The organism is Acinetobacter sp. YH12255, from assembly GCF_013417355.1.
In the GTDB taxonomy this organism is placed as follows: Bacteria; Pseudomonadota; Gammaproteobacteria; order Pseudomonadales; family Moraxellaceae; genus Acinetobacter; species Acinetobacter pseudolwoffii.
In genome coordinates this window covers 17934-32992 of record NZ_VPEC01000015.1, presented here as the reverse complement: position 1 = coordinate 32992, position 15059 = coordinate 17934, and the positions used below count along the sequence as shown (strand labels likewise).

Below are 15059 nucleotides of genomic sequence, written 5' to 3'. Positions count from 1 at the left end.
TTTGTAGTAAAACTAGTTCAGCAGTTCAGGGGAAACGATGGCAATCCATGTTATTCAGAGTCAACGCATTGATGTGCTTTTGGATAGTATGCTGCGTATTGTCAATCAAACTGCCCGGCATCCGTTTGAAGTGTTACAGCCCCGGTATTTTATTGTGCCGTCTCCGGCCGTAGAAAGCTGGTTGACTCAAAAAATTGCCGAGAAGAAAGGCATCAGTGCCAATAGCCAGTTCCATCACCGGATTCGTGCCTTTCAGTGGACGTCTTATCAGTGGGTGCTGAATGCGCCTAAAGAAGTCGAACAGGTTCGAGAAGCCAATATTCCGCGTATTATCATCAAATGGCGCGTGTTTCAGGCACTGCGTAAATGTATTCTGCCAGAACATATTCCCTTAGACGTCGATCATCCGCTGTATTCAATTGTAAAGCGGATTTACGACAGTGCCGACCGGCTGGAGCAGGGCACGGAAAAACAGCTGAAAAAACAGAGCATGCTGTACTGGGTGGCCGAGCAGGTATCGCGCCTGTTCAGCCATTATATGGATTATCGCGGTTATTGTGCACGTAACTGTCCACCGCAAAGCTGCAGCTGCCCGACCAACTGGCTAGAGGCCTGGGGACAGGATATTGCGCTGGATATCGAGCAGATGATTTATAGTCCCAAAGATGAAAATGGTCACGAAATGCAGGTGGCCGATTTCGTCAAAATTCAGGCGCGTGAGCTGGAAGCCTGGCAACGCTGGTTGTGGCAGCATGTATTTCAGGAGGATTATGCCAAAATTCTGGAGATTGAGCGCCTGTATTGGGAACGGCTGGAGAATCCGGAAACACGAAGCGAAGCCCTGAAACGCTTGCCGGCACAGATAGTGGTATTTAGCCTGCTGGAACTTCCGCCCAGCCAGCTGGACTTTTTACGCCGGCTGGGGCAATACATAGACATTTATATCTTTCATTTTAACCCCTCGCAGGAATACTGGGCCGACAGTGTCGATCCGGACTGGAAAGCCAAATTTGATCTGCAACGGGAAGAGCGCTTTATTCAGCGCTTTGAAAAAACTCGCCAACGTAAACCGAATGATGCTGAACTGAAAGAATTTCGAATCAAGCAGCTTAACTTTAATGCCGAAGATCGTGAATCGCGGCATCCGCTGTTGACCCGATTTGGCAAGCAGGCGCGGGATCATTTCTCTTTACTCTCCAAACTGTCTTCTGGAGAAGAAGGTCTCTGGGCCGATGTTTTTGTCGATGACTATCAGGACAAGCTGCTGGCAAAAATCCAGTCAGATATTTTATATTTACTCGAACCTGAACAGCATCAATATGCTTTAAGTCCGGCCGATGATTCGGTGCAGATTCATGTCTGTCATTCCTCGTTGCGTCAGCTGGAAGTACTCAAAGAACAGCTCATTCACTGGCTGGCACAAGGCACGGAACAGCAGCCACGGCAACCGAGCGACATTCTGGTGCTGAGTCCGAATCTGAAAGAACTGGAACCGGCGATTCGCAGTGTCTTTGCCCCGCCACCACGTGAGCGTGAGATCGGCAGCCAACGGTTGCAAAAAGATAACCTGTATTTACCGATCCAGATTGCCGGGGTGTCGCGTCTGGATGTTAGCAATGCCTGGTGCGCGGTACTGGGCCGGATCCAGTGGGTACGTCGCCGTTTCAGTATTGAGGACTTTGCTGACTGGCTCAGCCTGAATGCCACCCAGCAACGTTATGCGCTGGACTATAGTCAGGTAGAACGGATGTTGCAGTTGCTGACGGATGCTGGCTTCAAGCGTGGTCTGGACCAGCAGCATTTACAGCAAAGCCTGAGCGCAGGCGATGATGATTACCGTTTTAGTTTTAAATTCGCGCTAGACCGTCTGGCTTTGGGCCTGGCCATTCCTGAACATATAATGTTTGAGGATACCTTGAGTTATGCCAAGGTTCTGACCAGTGATTTCCCGTTGATTTCAACCCTGATCCAGATTTATCAGGATCTGGTGCAGCGCCGTGACTGGCTGACTTTGCATGAGACCGGACAGCGCACGCCGGTGAAAACCTGGCTGGAATATCTGCGCGCCGATCTGAATGAATTTCGTGATGCCGGGGTGGAATCGCTCAAAACTGTGGCCGAGATTATCGACAAGCAGATGCGGATGCTGACCCTGGCCGATTATCATGAGCAGGATGATTCACATGCCAGTCAGGAGCTGGTGGCACTGAGTTTGCCTTTGCCTTATGTGCTGGAAGAAATTCAGAATACGCTAGAAATGCAGCTGGATCAGGCCGAACCAACCGGACAGATCACTTTTAGCCAGATTGGCCAGATCCGGCCACTCCCTTATCAGCTGGTGGTGATGCTGAATCTGGATAGCGGTAAGTTTCCGAGCCGGAATCAGCAGGTGCCGTTTGATCTGATGCGCAGCCTGAAGCCGCAACTCGGCGATCGTTCGCGTCTGGATGATGAGCAGGGTGCTTTTCTGGATGCCTTACTATTGGCGCAGGATAATTTATGGCTGTTTTATAATGGCTTTGATCTGGACGATGGCGAGGCCCGAGATCCATCCACTGCCTTGCAGGAACTGATTCAGCATATCGCATTCATCTGTCAGTCGGAACAGCCGGATGCCGAAGTCGATCCTGTGGTGGAAATCAATGGTCTGTCAGTCGCCCAACATATCCAGCAGCTTTATCATGTACATCCCTTGCAGCCTTTTGATCCAGCCGGATTTGCAGATGCGCAAACACCGCGTTATCGGGATCAGTGGTTTGCGGTGGCAGAATATATCCGCAGCGCCGAAGGCAAGCGCAGCAGCTGGATCAATGCGCATTATCCGGCAGTTGAACAAAAAGAACTGCGGGTGCTGAAAGGCGATGAGTGGATTCGGGACATGATTTTCCCGGCACGTTTATTTCTGAAAAGTGTCGGAATTTCCACAATTCGCTATGCAGATTTGCCGAGTTCCCGTGAGCCCTTGTTATTAAACAAGCTGGAACAATATCAGGTGCGGGATTTTCTATTACAACAAGATCAGCAGATTGAGCCGAGCTTGATGCTAGACCGTTTGCCAGTAGGCAAAACCCAGCAAGCCACCTGGCTCAGCAGTCAGCAGGAACAGCAGTTGTTGCAAGAACGTTTGCTACAGCTCGGCAAAGAACTGACGCCGGTGACCCAGCAATCCCTGCAATTTAGTCCTGAACTGATCATTCATATTAACGTGCCTCAGGTTTCATACAGCAGTTACTGGTTAAGTCTGCAATCCTCTTCGGCCTCGGAAAAACGCCGTGCCCAGATCTGGCTGGAATATCTGTTATGGCTGGCTTATCTGAATGATGATGCACGCTCGCCGGAACTGGAACGTATTGTGATTTTCAGTAATAAGACCCTGAAATTTTCCGGCTTGAGTTCAACTAAAGCGCGAGAATATTTACAGTTCTGGTTCAAAGCCTGGGAAATTGGTCAACAGCAGCCGCTGGTGTTGCCAGCGGAATTGTTGATGAAAAAAGAGTGGCAGTGGGCCGAAAATGAACAGGGCAAAATGACCATTGTGGAAATGCCGGAACTGCTAAAAGCCTGGAATAATAGCTATGAAAGTGCCAAGCCTTTGGCTTCGGATGAATCCAGCCTGTTGCATCAGGACTGGCAGTTTATTTTGCAGGATCAGGACCCGGATCTGGCCTTGCAGCGCTGCTGTCATGATTTCGCCCATGCTCTGTATGCGCCGATTCACCAACATCTGGAATGGGTGAAATAGCAATATGACCGTGTTAAAGCAGCAGATGCAAAAAGCCATTTCTACCAATCCGATTCAGGACATGACGTTCCGGGGCTTACACTGGATTGAGGCCTCGGCAGGTACCGGCAAGACCTATACTTTATCCAGTTTGATGGTGCGGATTTTTCTGGATCAGTATTATCCGCATCAGGTGATTGCAACCACCTTCACCCGCAAGGCAACGGCCGAACTGAAAAACCGGGTACGGCTGCGGGTCGAAGAAACTTTGGCCTATATCCAGCGTCATCAGCAGCTCAATTCTGTGGAAATTGCAGCGAAGATTCAGAGCGAAACTGATCCTTTATTTCAGCAGGTGTTGAAAGATTATGGTACACGGATGGACTATGCCCGTCGCCGTTTGCGTCTGGTACTGACCCAGCTGGATGAACTGTTTGTCGGGACGCTGGACAGCTTTAGCCAGAAACTTTTACGTGAATTTGCCTTTGAAAGTGGCAAGATTGAACGTGCTGAACTGACCGAAGATCAGGATTTATATATCCAGCAACTGATTCATGATGTGCTGCGTGACTGGATTCAGCAGCAGCCACAATATATGGTCAATCATTTGTATGTGCAGAATCTGCTGAAACCGGTCGAGCATTATACCGGGCTGGTTCGGGATGCTCTGAATTTTAGCAAGCAGCAATTCCAGAAGGTCGAGCCGGCTGAATGTGATCTAGGTAAATTAGAAGCCTGTATTACCCAATTATTGAATATTCATGAGCATGATCTCGAAGTCATGCGGCGCTATTGTCAGGAAAGTCCAAAGTATTTTCACAAGAGTTTTTTGACCAAGTTAACCGACGTTTGTGAAAACTTTATGACCTGGAGCGCAGCCCTAAAAACTCAGGGTGGCATGAGTTTCTTTGATGCGGAATTGCAACCGATTTTACTGAATCTGTGCCATTTACGCCGTAAAAAAACTGATTTCCAGCCGACCACTCAGGTTTTTAACAAGAGCTGTCCGGAAGCGGAGCAGCAGCTGATTTTGCAACACAGCCTGATTGTGGCAATTGATGCACTGTGTGAGGTCAAACAGGATCTGGATGAGCAGTTGAAGCAGCTCACGACCTATCTGGAATTTCATATTATTCAAAGTGTGCAAACTCGTTTGCCGCAAACCCTGCAACAGCAGGGTGAAACGACTTTTTCCCAGCAAATCCGCACACTGGCAGAAGCACTGCAAGGACAACAAGGCCAGCGCTTTGCCCAGTTTGTACAGGCACGTTATCCGCTGATTCTGGTGGATGAATTTCAGGACACCAATCAGGATCAGGATGACCTGCTGGCCAAGATCTGGCGGGATGCCAGCCGGGTTCAATCCGGCTGCATGATTATGGTCGGCGATCCGAAACAGGCGATTTATGGTTTCCGTGGTGGCGACATGCTGACCTATAACAAGGCACATGCTGACGTGCGGCAGAAGCAGGGCCGCGAATATACCCTGATGCAGAACCATCGTTCGGTCAAAGCGCTGGTCGAAGTGGTCGATGCTTTATTTCAATGCCAGATGGATTTTGGTGAACAGGTGCAGTACACCCTGATTCAGGCCGGTAGTCGGCCACATCCGGATCTCATCGATAGCGCTGTCTGCAATCCGCAGCCCTTACGCTGGATTCAGTTGGGTGAGTCGGATGTAGAAGCCGATCAGGTGGCCTGGAAAATCCGTGCACTCCTCAATCAGTCTGCTCAACAGCAGTTATATTTTCAGCAGCAGAACAGTATTCAAAGCCTGAAAGCCGATGATATTACAGTGCTGGGGTTTGGACATTTTGCCCTTGAGCAGGTCAAGCAGCGCCTACAGCGTATGGGTATTCCTTGTTATAAAGAGTCCAAACAAAGTGTTTTTGCCAGTGCTATTGCGCAGGATGTCGCGGCCGTCTTGACTGCAATCATGGATCCTTTTAATGAAGCCAAGGTCAAACGTGCCTTACTGACCCGCCTGCTGGGTTTCAACCTGAAAAAACTGATTGAGTTACAGGCGCAGAGTGAAGGGCTCAGTCGCTATATTGCCGATCTGGATGCAATTCGGGAAATGTGGTTCGAAAAAGGTTTTCTCACGGCATGGAATTATGCCTTAAACCTGTTTCAGGTCTGGACTCATCTGGTGGCCAGTCAAAGTCTGGACAATGAACGGGTGGTGGTGAATCTGCGTCATCTGACCGAAATTCTGAGCCAGCAAAGTGAATATTATCAGGGTGCCCAAAAACTCTATCACTGGTATTTGCGTCAGTTACAGTCCCCTTCAGGCAAAGACAGTGAAAAAGAACGCAAGCTGTCTGGTGATCATGGGGTACAGCTGATGACCATCCATGCCTCTAAAGGGCTAGAATTTAAAGTGGTATTTTTACTGGGCGCAGATGCTGCTTTTGATGTGAATAAAGGCAATTTGAACTTTTCATTAAGTGGCACACTGTCTGAAAGTATTTTAGAACAATCCCGGGTGATTGCGGTCAATCATAAGAATTTGCACGAGCAGGCGATTTTACAGAATGCAGCGCGTAATGCAGCGGAAAATCACCGGCTTTGGTATGTGGCGCTGACCCGTGCCAGTCATCGGATATATGCCATGTTGCAAGACCACGCTTCACAATCCGATTCGGGCTTGGCGTTCTGGCGTGGGCAGGGCGATGCCATCTTCGAACATGCTTTAACTCTGGTCGAGCAGCCGCTGTCTCAGGAACCGGCACGTCTGGTCGAGCAGTCACACCATCATAAGATCGACATGCTGGCGCAACCTTTGCCAGAGCGACAGTTCTATCCACGCACCAAAACCAGTTTTACCGCATTGTCGCAACATCAGTCACATGCGCCAGTTTTGCAGGATGATCTGGTCAATGCCCAGGAACACCCGGATAGTGCAGCGGATGAAATCAATCTGGATGCTTTAGCAGATCAGCCGGCTGTCACACCGCTGGACTGGATCAAGCTGAATTTCCCCAAAGGTACGGTGGCCGGAACTTTCTTGCACAGTATTTTTGAACATATCAATTTTCAGGACAGCAGTTACTGGAATCTGGAAATTCGCCGTCGTTTTAAAAATACTGCACCGCAAATCTGGCAGGAGCTAAAAGAAAAATTCGAACAGGCCTTTCAACTGCGTACTGTGCTGGAGCAGACCTTTGCGCCGCATTATCAGGCCGCAGCGGTGAATCTGCGTAGCCTTTTTCAAGCCGCAGCGCAGGCAAATTTCAAAGCAGATGAGTTGCAACAGAGTATGCAACGCGTTTTGTCCAGCCTGAACTATAAATTGCTGAGCGGCATTCGCCTGCATGATCAGAGCGAAGCTTATCGTCAACAATGGCGACAGTTATTTCAATCGGCACAGCAAGACCGATCAGCCTTGGTGGTTTTTTTAAGCCAGTTTGAGCGTTATTTCACCGAGCTGGATGATGACAGCTTTATCCTGTTTTTTGAACAGGAAATGGCCCAGATTGCACACCTTGCAAGTCCTGAACAGCTCAATGTCGAAAGCATCTTCCAGACTGCTTTAGATGGATTGCTTGATGAAATTAGGGAAGATATTTTACTCAATCTGATGCATGACTGGGTGCATGACATTCTGGTCACTCCGATTCAGGCAGATTTTGTTTTGGCACAACTGGGTGATCAACAGTATCTGTCAGAATTTCCTTTTTATCTGTCCTTGACCGATGCGCCTTTGCAGATCCGGCAAATCCATCAGCTTTTTCTCGAACATGACATGGTCATGAGCGATTTTAATGAGGCCAAATCGGCACGTTATCTGACCGGTTCCATCGATCTGGTGTATTTTGATGGTCAGCGTTACCATATTGCCGATTATAAAAGTAACTTTCTCGGCCCAGATCAACAGCATTATACCGCTGAGGCGATTCAGCAGAATATGAGCCAGTCCAGTTACTGGTTGCAGGCAGCCTTGTATCTGGTGGCCCTGCATCGTTATCTGAACGCAAATATGCAGGCGTATTCAATGCAGCAGCATCTGGGCGGCGCAAGCTATTTATATTTACGCGGTATGCACGGGCAGATGGAACAAGGTGTATATCACTGGCAACCAGACATCGAATTCGTTGAAAAACTGGATCAGATTTTGGGTTATTTTGAGCAGAAAAAAACAGCATAATTTTGCTGCCTGATAAAATATATAGAGATTAAACAGAAAATTATCCTGTGGATAACTTTGAGGATAACTGTGTGGAAAATGAGCAGAATCACGTGTCGCAACAAAACGCCAGTTTGATGGCCTGGATTGACTATTTATGTCAGCCTCCATTTAGCTCGGCTACATTTGATCCGGCAGCAAAATTACTGATTCAGCAATTGCTTGAAGCAATGCAGGCCGGCGATAGCTGCATTGAAGCGCTTCCTCAACAAATGGCATTATTGCATAATCTGGTGCGTGATCATGCTCAGCAAGGCACGGGTATTGCCCCCTTGGTGTTTGAAGATCAGCATTTATATCTGTACCGCTACTGGCAGCTGGAACAGGCAGTGGCAACGCATATAGCACGAATCAAGACCCAGTCTATTGTAGCCCTGGAGTTAACAGCACGTGACCGCAGCCTGCTCTCAGATCCACAGCAGCAAAAAGCCTTGCAAATGGTGGCAGAGCAAGCCTTCAGTATTATTACTGGCGGGCCGGGAACCGGTAAAACTTATACGCTGGCGCATATTATTGCAGTTTTATATGATACGCTGCCGAATATCCGGATTGCCATGGCCGCGCCGACCGGAAAGGCTGCGCAGCGGATGAAAGAAGCGCTGCAAAAAGCCTTACAGACTGAAGCTTTGCAGCAGTTTGAAATAGCTGCACTACAACAGTTACAACCTGTGACCCTGCATCGTTTATTGGGATTGGGCACGCGCGGACAGCCACGTTTTCATGCCAAACAGCCTTTGCCCTATGACGTAATTGTGGTCGATGAAGCCTCGATGCTGGATTTAAGTCTGTCACAGATGTTGCTGGCCGCTGTACCATCTCAGGCACGTCTGATTTTACTTGGCGATGCAGACCAGTTGGCTTCTGTGGATGTCGGTACCGTTCTGGCAGATCTGCAACAGGTTGCGACTTTGCAGGATAATCGGGTCAACTTAATCACCACACGACGTTTTAAAGCAGGGGCCAAGATTGGGGCAATGGCTGATTTTATTCAGCAGCAGCATGAAGCTGCCAATGTCCTGCAAAAATTTGAGCAGCAGATTGTCACTGCCAGTGAATTACAAGCCATCACCTTGGATCGGGTTGAGATTGACCAGCTCCAGTTGCAATATTTAGCGCCTAGTGCTGAACAGACGGCCACTACATTGAATCAATATTATGATCAGTTGATGTATGGTTATCAGGCCTATACACAGGCTGTCAAAAATAAGCAAGGCTTAGATGATTTCGAGCAATATGTACAACAGGTGGTGAGATCATTTGATGATTACCGTATTTTAACTGCGATTCGTTCTGGTGATCTGGGCTTGTTCAAAATCAATCTACAGATTGAACAACGCTTTTTAGCCGCTCAAGGTCAACTGAAGCAGGGTAACTGGTATGTCGGGCGGCCGGTCATGATGACCTATAACGATTATCAACTGGGTTTATCCAATGGTGATATTGGCATCTGTTTTTTACGTGAGCAGTCTGGTCAGTGCCAGTTTGAAGTCTATTTTCCGAGTCTGGAAAAATGGGTCTTAGCCACCCGTTTGCCAAAGAGTATAGAAACCGCTTTTGCACTGACCATTCACAAATCTCAAGGTTCAGAATTTGCACATACCGCAGTGGTGCTGGATCAATATGCGCAAAATCTATTAAGTAAAGAGTTGATTTATACTGCAATTACCCGTGCTAAAAAAGTGGTCAGTTTATTGGTAGATTGTGACGCTTTTACACAAGCCTTATGCGTACGAACCACACGTAAAAGTGGTTTAAGTCAAAAAATACTTGAACAATCTACTAGTTTATTGGCAAAAAATAATCAGATCTTGTAGGTAAAAGCTTACACGGATTCAAGAAATTGCCGCATAGAGCTTTTAATCAGTTTTTGAGAAGATTGGTCATACAAAATAACTCAACACGGAAAGTTGAGCATAATCGTATAATTATAAAAAGAATGTCAGTAGACAGCGAACTTACAGTGAGGTAAGTAAAAAGAGGAAACTTACAGCCGCTAAGCCTTGTAGTTTTGGGAGAGACTACAAGGCTTTTTTATATTTAATTAATTTATATTTCAAAATACTAGATATTTACCTTAATTCTAAAGTTGGATATTGTTGTGGAATGGCTGGATTTAAGCGAATTAGGTTAAATAAAGTGGTATTAATGTAATATTATGCAACTTTTAGGCTAGTTATTGTACGAAATAGCTTACAGCAAGATACGCTAAATGCCTCTACTTGTCTTTGTAGAATATGGCAAAATCTACCACACAAGGAAGGTGATTTTTCAACAGGATGTTTGAAAATAATAACAAGCGTAAAACGCTATAAAAAACACAATAAATAATAATGATAAGAGAAAGAACTACAGCGCCAAAAAGCCCGACTAAACTCGGGCTTTTTTTTATCTATTTTTTATTCAGACAGACGACGGTACATTAAAACAATAGAAAAAGCGTTCTAATTGCTTAGGTCGATTTCTCTATTTAAGTGGTCTAGACGATCTCGCTTAAAACAGTACAGATCTTGAATAACTCAGGATCAATGGACAACAGCTTCGCTTTAAATAAATCACCGATTGAAAACATTTAAAAGTGCTGATCTATTTTTGCAATTTGGCGCATTTTCCCTTAAAATATACAACTTGCTGTAGTGATGCACGGCAGTCAAAGTTTTGAATTCTCATTACATTGATTTTTATCAAAATATATAAGCATCTCGGAGAAATCGAATGGCTTTAACTAACGCAGATCGCGCAGAGATCATTGCTAAATTCGCACGCGCTGAAAACGACACTGGTTCACCAGAAGTTCAAGTAGCTCTTTTGACTGCTCAAATCAATGACTTACAAGGTCACTTCAAAGAGCACAAACACGACCACCATAGCCGTCGCGGTCTAATCCGTATGGTTAACCAACGTCGTAAGCTGCTTGACTACCTAAATGGTAAAGACCACGGTCGTTATGTAGCATTGATCGGTGCTTTAGGTTTACGTCGTTAATTCGATTTAAACTTTATTTTCGGGTTATTGCATGCTTTGTGCTTTATTGCTGAAAACTAAAGTCGGTTTAGCTTTTGGCTAGGCCAGTGGAAGGGGCGAATGTTTCGCTCCTTCTTTGTGTTTAAAAATAGTATTTAATCTGGTGAGGTCGGCTTCTAAGCTTTGTCATTTGTTCGTCTATATGGTCGTGAATGCCAAACCTTAGGGGTCTCCACTAGAATAATTGTTCACAAGAACTAGGAAAAAATAAAACATGTCGATGTTTAATATTATTCGTAAAGAATTCCAATTCGGTCAACACAACGTGATTCTTGAAACAGGTCGCGTTGCACGTCAAGCAAACACTGTTGTGATTACCATGGGCGGCGTACAGGTTCTTGTTGCTGTTGTAGCGCAACCTAAAGCAAAAGCCGGTCAAGACTTCTTCCCATTGACTGTTAACTACCAAGAAAAGCAATATGCTGCAGGTCGTATCCCGGGTGGTTATGGTAAGCGTGAAGGCCGTCAGTCTGAAGCTGAAACTTTAATTTCACGTCTGATCGACCGTCCAATTCGTCCATTGTTCCCAGAAGGTTACTTCAACGAAATTCAAGTGACTGCGACAGTAATTTCATCTGACAAAACCATGGATGCTGACATTGCTGCAATGCTGGGTACTTCTGCTGCATTGTCGATTGCGGGTACGCCTTTCCGTGGTCCAATCGGCGGCGCGCGCGTTGGTTTGATCAACGGTGAATACATCCTGAACCCGAACCACGAACAGTTAAAAGAGTCTGATCTTGATCTGGTTGTTGCAGGTACTGAAGCTGCAGTATTGATGGTTGAATCTGAAGCGAAAGAACTTTCAGAAGACCAAATGCTGGGCGCTGTATTGTTCGGTCATGACGAAATGCAAATCGCGATTCAAGCGATTAAAGAATTTGCTGCAGCAGCTGGCGCAGTTGAGTCAACTTGGGTTGCTCCAAGCAAAAATGAAGCGCTTCTTGGTCAATTAAAAGATGCATTTGAAGCGAAAATCTCTGAAGCCTACACAATTGCTGTGAAACAAGATCGTTATGCAGCACTTGATGCACTTCACGCAGAAGCGGTTGCTCAGTTCGTTCCTGAAGAAGATGAAACAGGTATTGCTGACGAAGTAAACGAACTCTTTGAAGATCTTAAATACCGCACGGTTCGTGACAACATCTTGTCTGGTAAGCCACGTATTGATGGTCGTGATACCAAAACTGTTCGTGCAATCGATGTACAAGTGGGCGTGTTAGGCCGTGCACACGGTTCTGCATTGTTCACACGTGGTGAAACTCAGGCGTTGGTCACAACAACTTTGGGTAACACCCGTGATGCGTTGATGGTTGATACCCTTGCAGGTACGAAAACTGACAACTTCATGCTTCACTATAACTTCCCTGCATACTCTGTAGGTGAAACGGGTCGTGAATCTGGTCCTAAGCGTCGTGAAATCGGTCACGGTCGTCTAGCGCGCCGTGGTGTTCAAGCGGTTCTTCCTGCAGCTGACCGCTTCCCGTACGTGATCCGTATCGTATCTGACATCACAGAATCGAACGGTTCATCTTCAATGGCTTCTGTATGTGGTGCTTCTCTATCACTTATGGATGCAGGTGTTCCACTTAAAGCACCAGTTGCGGGTATCGCAATGGGTCTAGTAAAAGAAGGCGAGCGTTTCGCAGTTCTTTCTGACATCCTGGGTGATGAAGATCATCTGGGCGACATGGACTTTAAAGTCGCAGGTTCTGCAAACGGTATTACTGCACTGCAAATGGACATCAAGATCGAAGGGATTACTGAAGAGATCATGGAGTCTGCATTGAACCAGGCTTATGCCGGTCGTATGCACATTCTTAATGAGATGAACCAAGTAATTTCACGCGCTCGTCCTGAAATTTCGATGCATGCACCAACCTTCCAAGTGATTAACATCAACCCGGACAAAATCCGTGATGTAATCGGTAAAGGCGGCGCGACGATTCGTGCGATTACTGAAGAAACGAAAGCTGCAATCGATATCGAAGATAACGGTACAGTTCGCGTATTCGGTGAAACTAAAGCGGCAGCCGCTGCTGCAGTTGCTAAAATTCAAGCATTAACTGCTGAGATCGAACCAGGTACAATTTACGTGGGTAAAGTGATTCGTATCGTTGAATTCGGTGCGTTCGTGAATATTCTTCCGGGTACTGATGGTTTACTTCATATCTCTCAAATCTCGAACGAACGCATTGCGAACGTTGCAGATGTATTGAAAGAAGGTCAAGAAGTGAAGGTACAGGTTGCAGACGTTGACAACCGTGGCCGTATCAAATTGACCATGAAAGACATCGAACAAGTTTAATCTACTGAATATTCCCATGAGTTAGCTCATGGGAATGAAATATCAAAAGCCCTGAGCTTGATCAAAGTGCTTACTTTGGCTGTTCAGGGCTTTTTTTATGCTTCGGAAAATCTCCGCACATCTGGCCAAAATGTTTGAATCGGCCCACAGGCTGTCAACGATTGTCGCACGATGGTATTGAACGATCTGAGTCTGTATTAAGCAGTTGATCTTAGGTCAGGGGATCGGCTTCAGAACTTTTTAACAGACGATAAATTTCATCTTTCAATTTTAGCTTTTTACGCTTGATCGCTTCAATATCATTGTTGATATGATTGACCGGGTCGAGTTCAAGCTGACTAATTTTCCTGTCCAGCTCATTATGTTCCTCAAATAATTTGGCAAAGTATGGATTTTCCTCGCGAAGTTGCACAATCAAGTCGCGGTATTCGGGAAACATGTATTTCATTTTTTTATTACAATCTTTGGTTTTCATAGCGCTTTTTATACTCTAATCATCAAATTAAAAATAAATATGCCCTGATCTGCAGCGAAAGATACAGATAGACAGAGCATCAAAGGACTTACTTAAAATGCAAATGTTTGACCTCGCGGCGTAACTCCTGCACTTCATCGATGAGGTCCAGCATCATCGCGACTGCGGTAAATGACGCATCAAAATCGCGTTGCAGGCGATAGGCGCGTTGTGCACGTGAAATATCCTCACCGAGGAAAGTGCTGGCTGGCGTGATAGGAGAACGATCGGGCAGAATTCCATGTTCAATCAATTGCATGACCCATTCCGGGCTTTGTCCGCATGCTTCTGCGAAGTGGATGAGGTCAAATGAGTGATCGTCCATAATTTCTGACGGGGTATAGTCCTGTGAAAAGCTTTCTTGGTACTGAATTGTAGTCATGGCTCTACTCCTTAAACAGCCAAGTGTGCAAAATTGAGAGAATGAAAAGGTGCTGAAGTAAAACGCTTTCTATTCTTCGGATATGCAGACTCAGAGTGATGACTCAAATGATCACGAGAAAAAAATCGATATGTTCCGGTATTCAATGCCTCAGGAACGCGCGAATAAGAGAAGGTGAAAGTGAACGCTGTTTTTATAGTTTTATGTTTTATTGACCGAGTGTGTTCAAACACTTTCCTGTGTTGAATATACGCTGCCCTATGAGGACGGCAAAGCAGACCTGATGACAGAATTGAACAAGGCTGAAGATTGATCATCATAAATGGATAAAAAATAACCGTCTTCGATCCATTATTATGACTTTAGCCGCGCCAAAACAGTTTTTATTTGTACTTTATTGTTTCAAATCATGACAAAGAAAAAGCCCCTGATACAGAGGCTTTGAAAATCTTTCTGAAATTAATGTTTTATCCAGGTTACACTGCGGCCAATTACTGAGACACCGACATAACCACGCAAGGTTAGACGTTTGCCATTGGCGCTTAGGCGTGCTTTGCCTTTGTAAATTTTGCCACTGATCGGATCAAGCACTTTGCCGTCATGGTATTCACGTGGCTTTTTCGGATCTGCTTTAAAATCCCAGATAAACGGCAGGCCTATAAACGGTTTGTCTTTGAGCTGACCTGGACATTTATGACAGATGCCCATTTTCTCCGCGCCAGGCAGGCTACGTGTTGCGACAATTATTCCTTCATAGCTACCATCCGCTTTCTTACGAACTTCTACATCCGCACGAGAATAGCCTGATTGATCATCAATGGTTTTCCATTTACCCACTAATGGATCTTCATAGGCAAAGGCCAAGCTAGAAACCGCAGCCAAACTTATCCCCATCACTAGAGTGTTCAATAATTTTTTCATAACATA

The 15059-nt window shown here is 45.9% G+C and carries 8 protein-coding genes; 5 read left to right on the top strand and 3 right to left on the bottom strand.

The window, feature by feature from the left end; genetic code table 11:
• Nucleotides 1–37 precede the first annotated feature (37 nt).
• The 5 genes from FTV30_RS08190 to pnp all read left to right on the top strand — a co-directional run bounded on the left by FTV30_RS08190 (nucleotide 38) and on the right by pnp (nucleotide 13236).
• A complete protein-coding gene (locus FTV30_RS08190) occupies nucleotides 38–3742 on the top strand; it encodes an exodeoxyribonuclease V subunit gamma (protein WP_180001398.1) in 3705 nt (1234 codons plus the stop codon).
• A gap of 4 nt (nucleotides 3743–3746) precedes the next feature.
• Nucleotides 3747–7868 carry a UvrD-helicase domain-containing protein gene (locus tag FTV30_RS08185; protein ID WP_180001397.1) on the top strand — a complete coding sequence of 1374 codons (4122 nt, stop codon included), beginning with the start codon at nucleotides 3747–3749 and terminating at the stop codon, nucleotides 7866–7868.
• Nucleotides 7869–7939: 71 nt separating this feature from the next.
• The gene (gene recD, locus FTV30_RS08180) at nucleotides 7940–9721 is read left to right on the top strand and encodes an exodeoxyribonuclease V subunit alpha (protein ID WP_180001396.1); all 1782 of its coding nucleotides are present in this window, start codon (nucleotides 7940–7942) and stop codon (nucleotides 9719–9721) included.
• 898 nt (nucleotides 9722–10619) lie between these two features.
• Nucleotides 10620–10889: a 30S ribosomal protein S15 gene (rpsO, locus tag FTV30_RS08175; protein WP_004637724.1), complete on the top strand. Its 270-nt coding sequence runs from the start codon at nucleotides 10620–10622 to the stop codon at nucleotides 10887–10889.
• A gap of 259 nt (nucleotides 10890–11148) precedes the next feature.
• Nucleotides 11149–13236 (top strand): polyribonucleotide nucleotidyltransferase, encoded by a 2088-nt coding sequence (gene pnp / locus FTV30_RS08170; protein ID WP_171063368.1) that lies wholly within the window; start codon nucleotides 11149–11151, stop codon nucleotides 13234–13236.
• A gap of 211 nt (nucleotides 13237–13447) precedes the next feature.
• Here pnp and FTV30_RS08165 read toward each other — a convergent pair whose 3' ends face one another.
• The 3 genes from FTV30_RS08165 to FTV30_RS08155 form a co-directional block, all read right to left on the bottom strand.
• Nucleotides 13448–13711: a YdcH family protein gene (locus FTV30_RS08165; protein ID WP_005095339.1), complete on the bottom strand. Its 264-nt coding sequence runs from the start codon at nucleotides 13709–13711 to the stop codon at nucleotides 13448–13450.
• 88 nt (nucleotides 13712–13799) lie between these two features.
• Nucleotides 13800–14132, bottom strand: coding sequence for a chaperone modulator CbpM (locus FTV30_RS08160; RefSeq protein ID WP_074383946.1), 333 nt, complete (start codon nucleotides 14130–14132; stop codon nucleotides 13800–13802).
• A gap of 459 nt (nucleotides 14133–14591) precedes the next feature.
• The gene (locus FTV30_RS08155; RefSeq protein WP_005095344.1) at nucleotides 14592–15053 is read right to left on the bottom strand and encodes a DUF2147 domain-containing protein; all 462 of its coding nucleotides are present in this window, start codon (nucleotides 15051–15053) and stop codon (nucleotides 14592–14594) included.
• Nucleotides 15054–15059 lie beyond the last annotated feature (6 nt).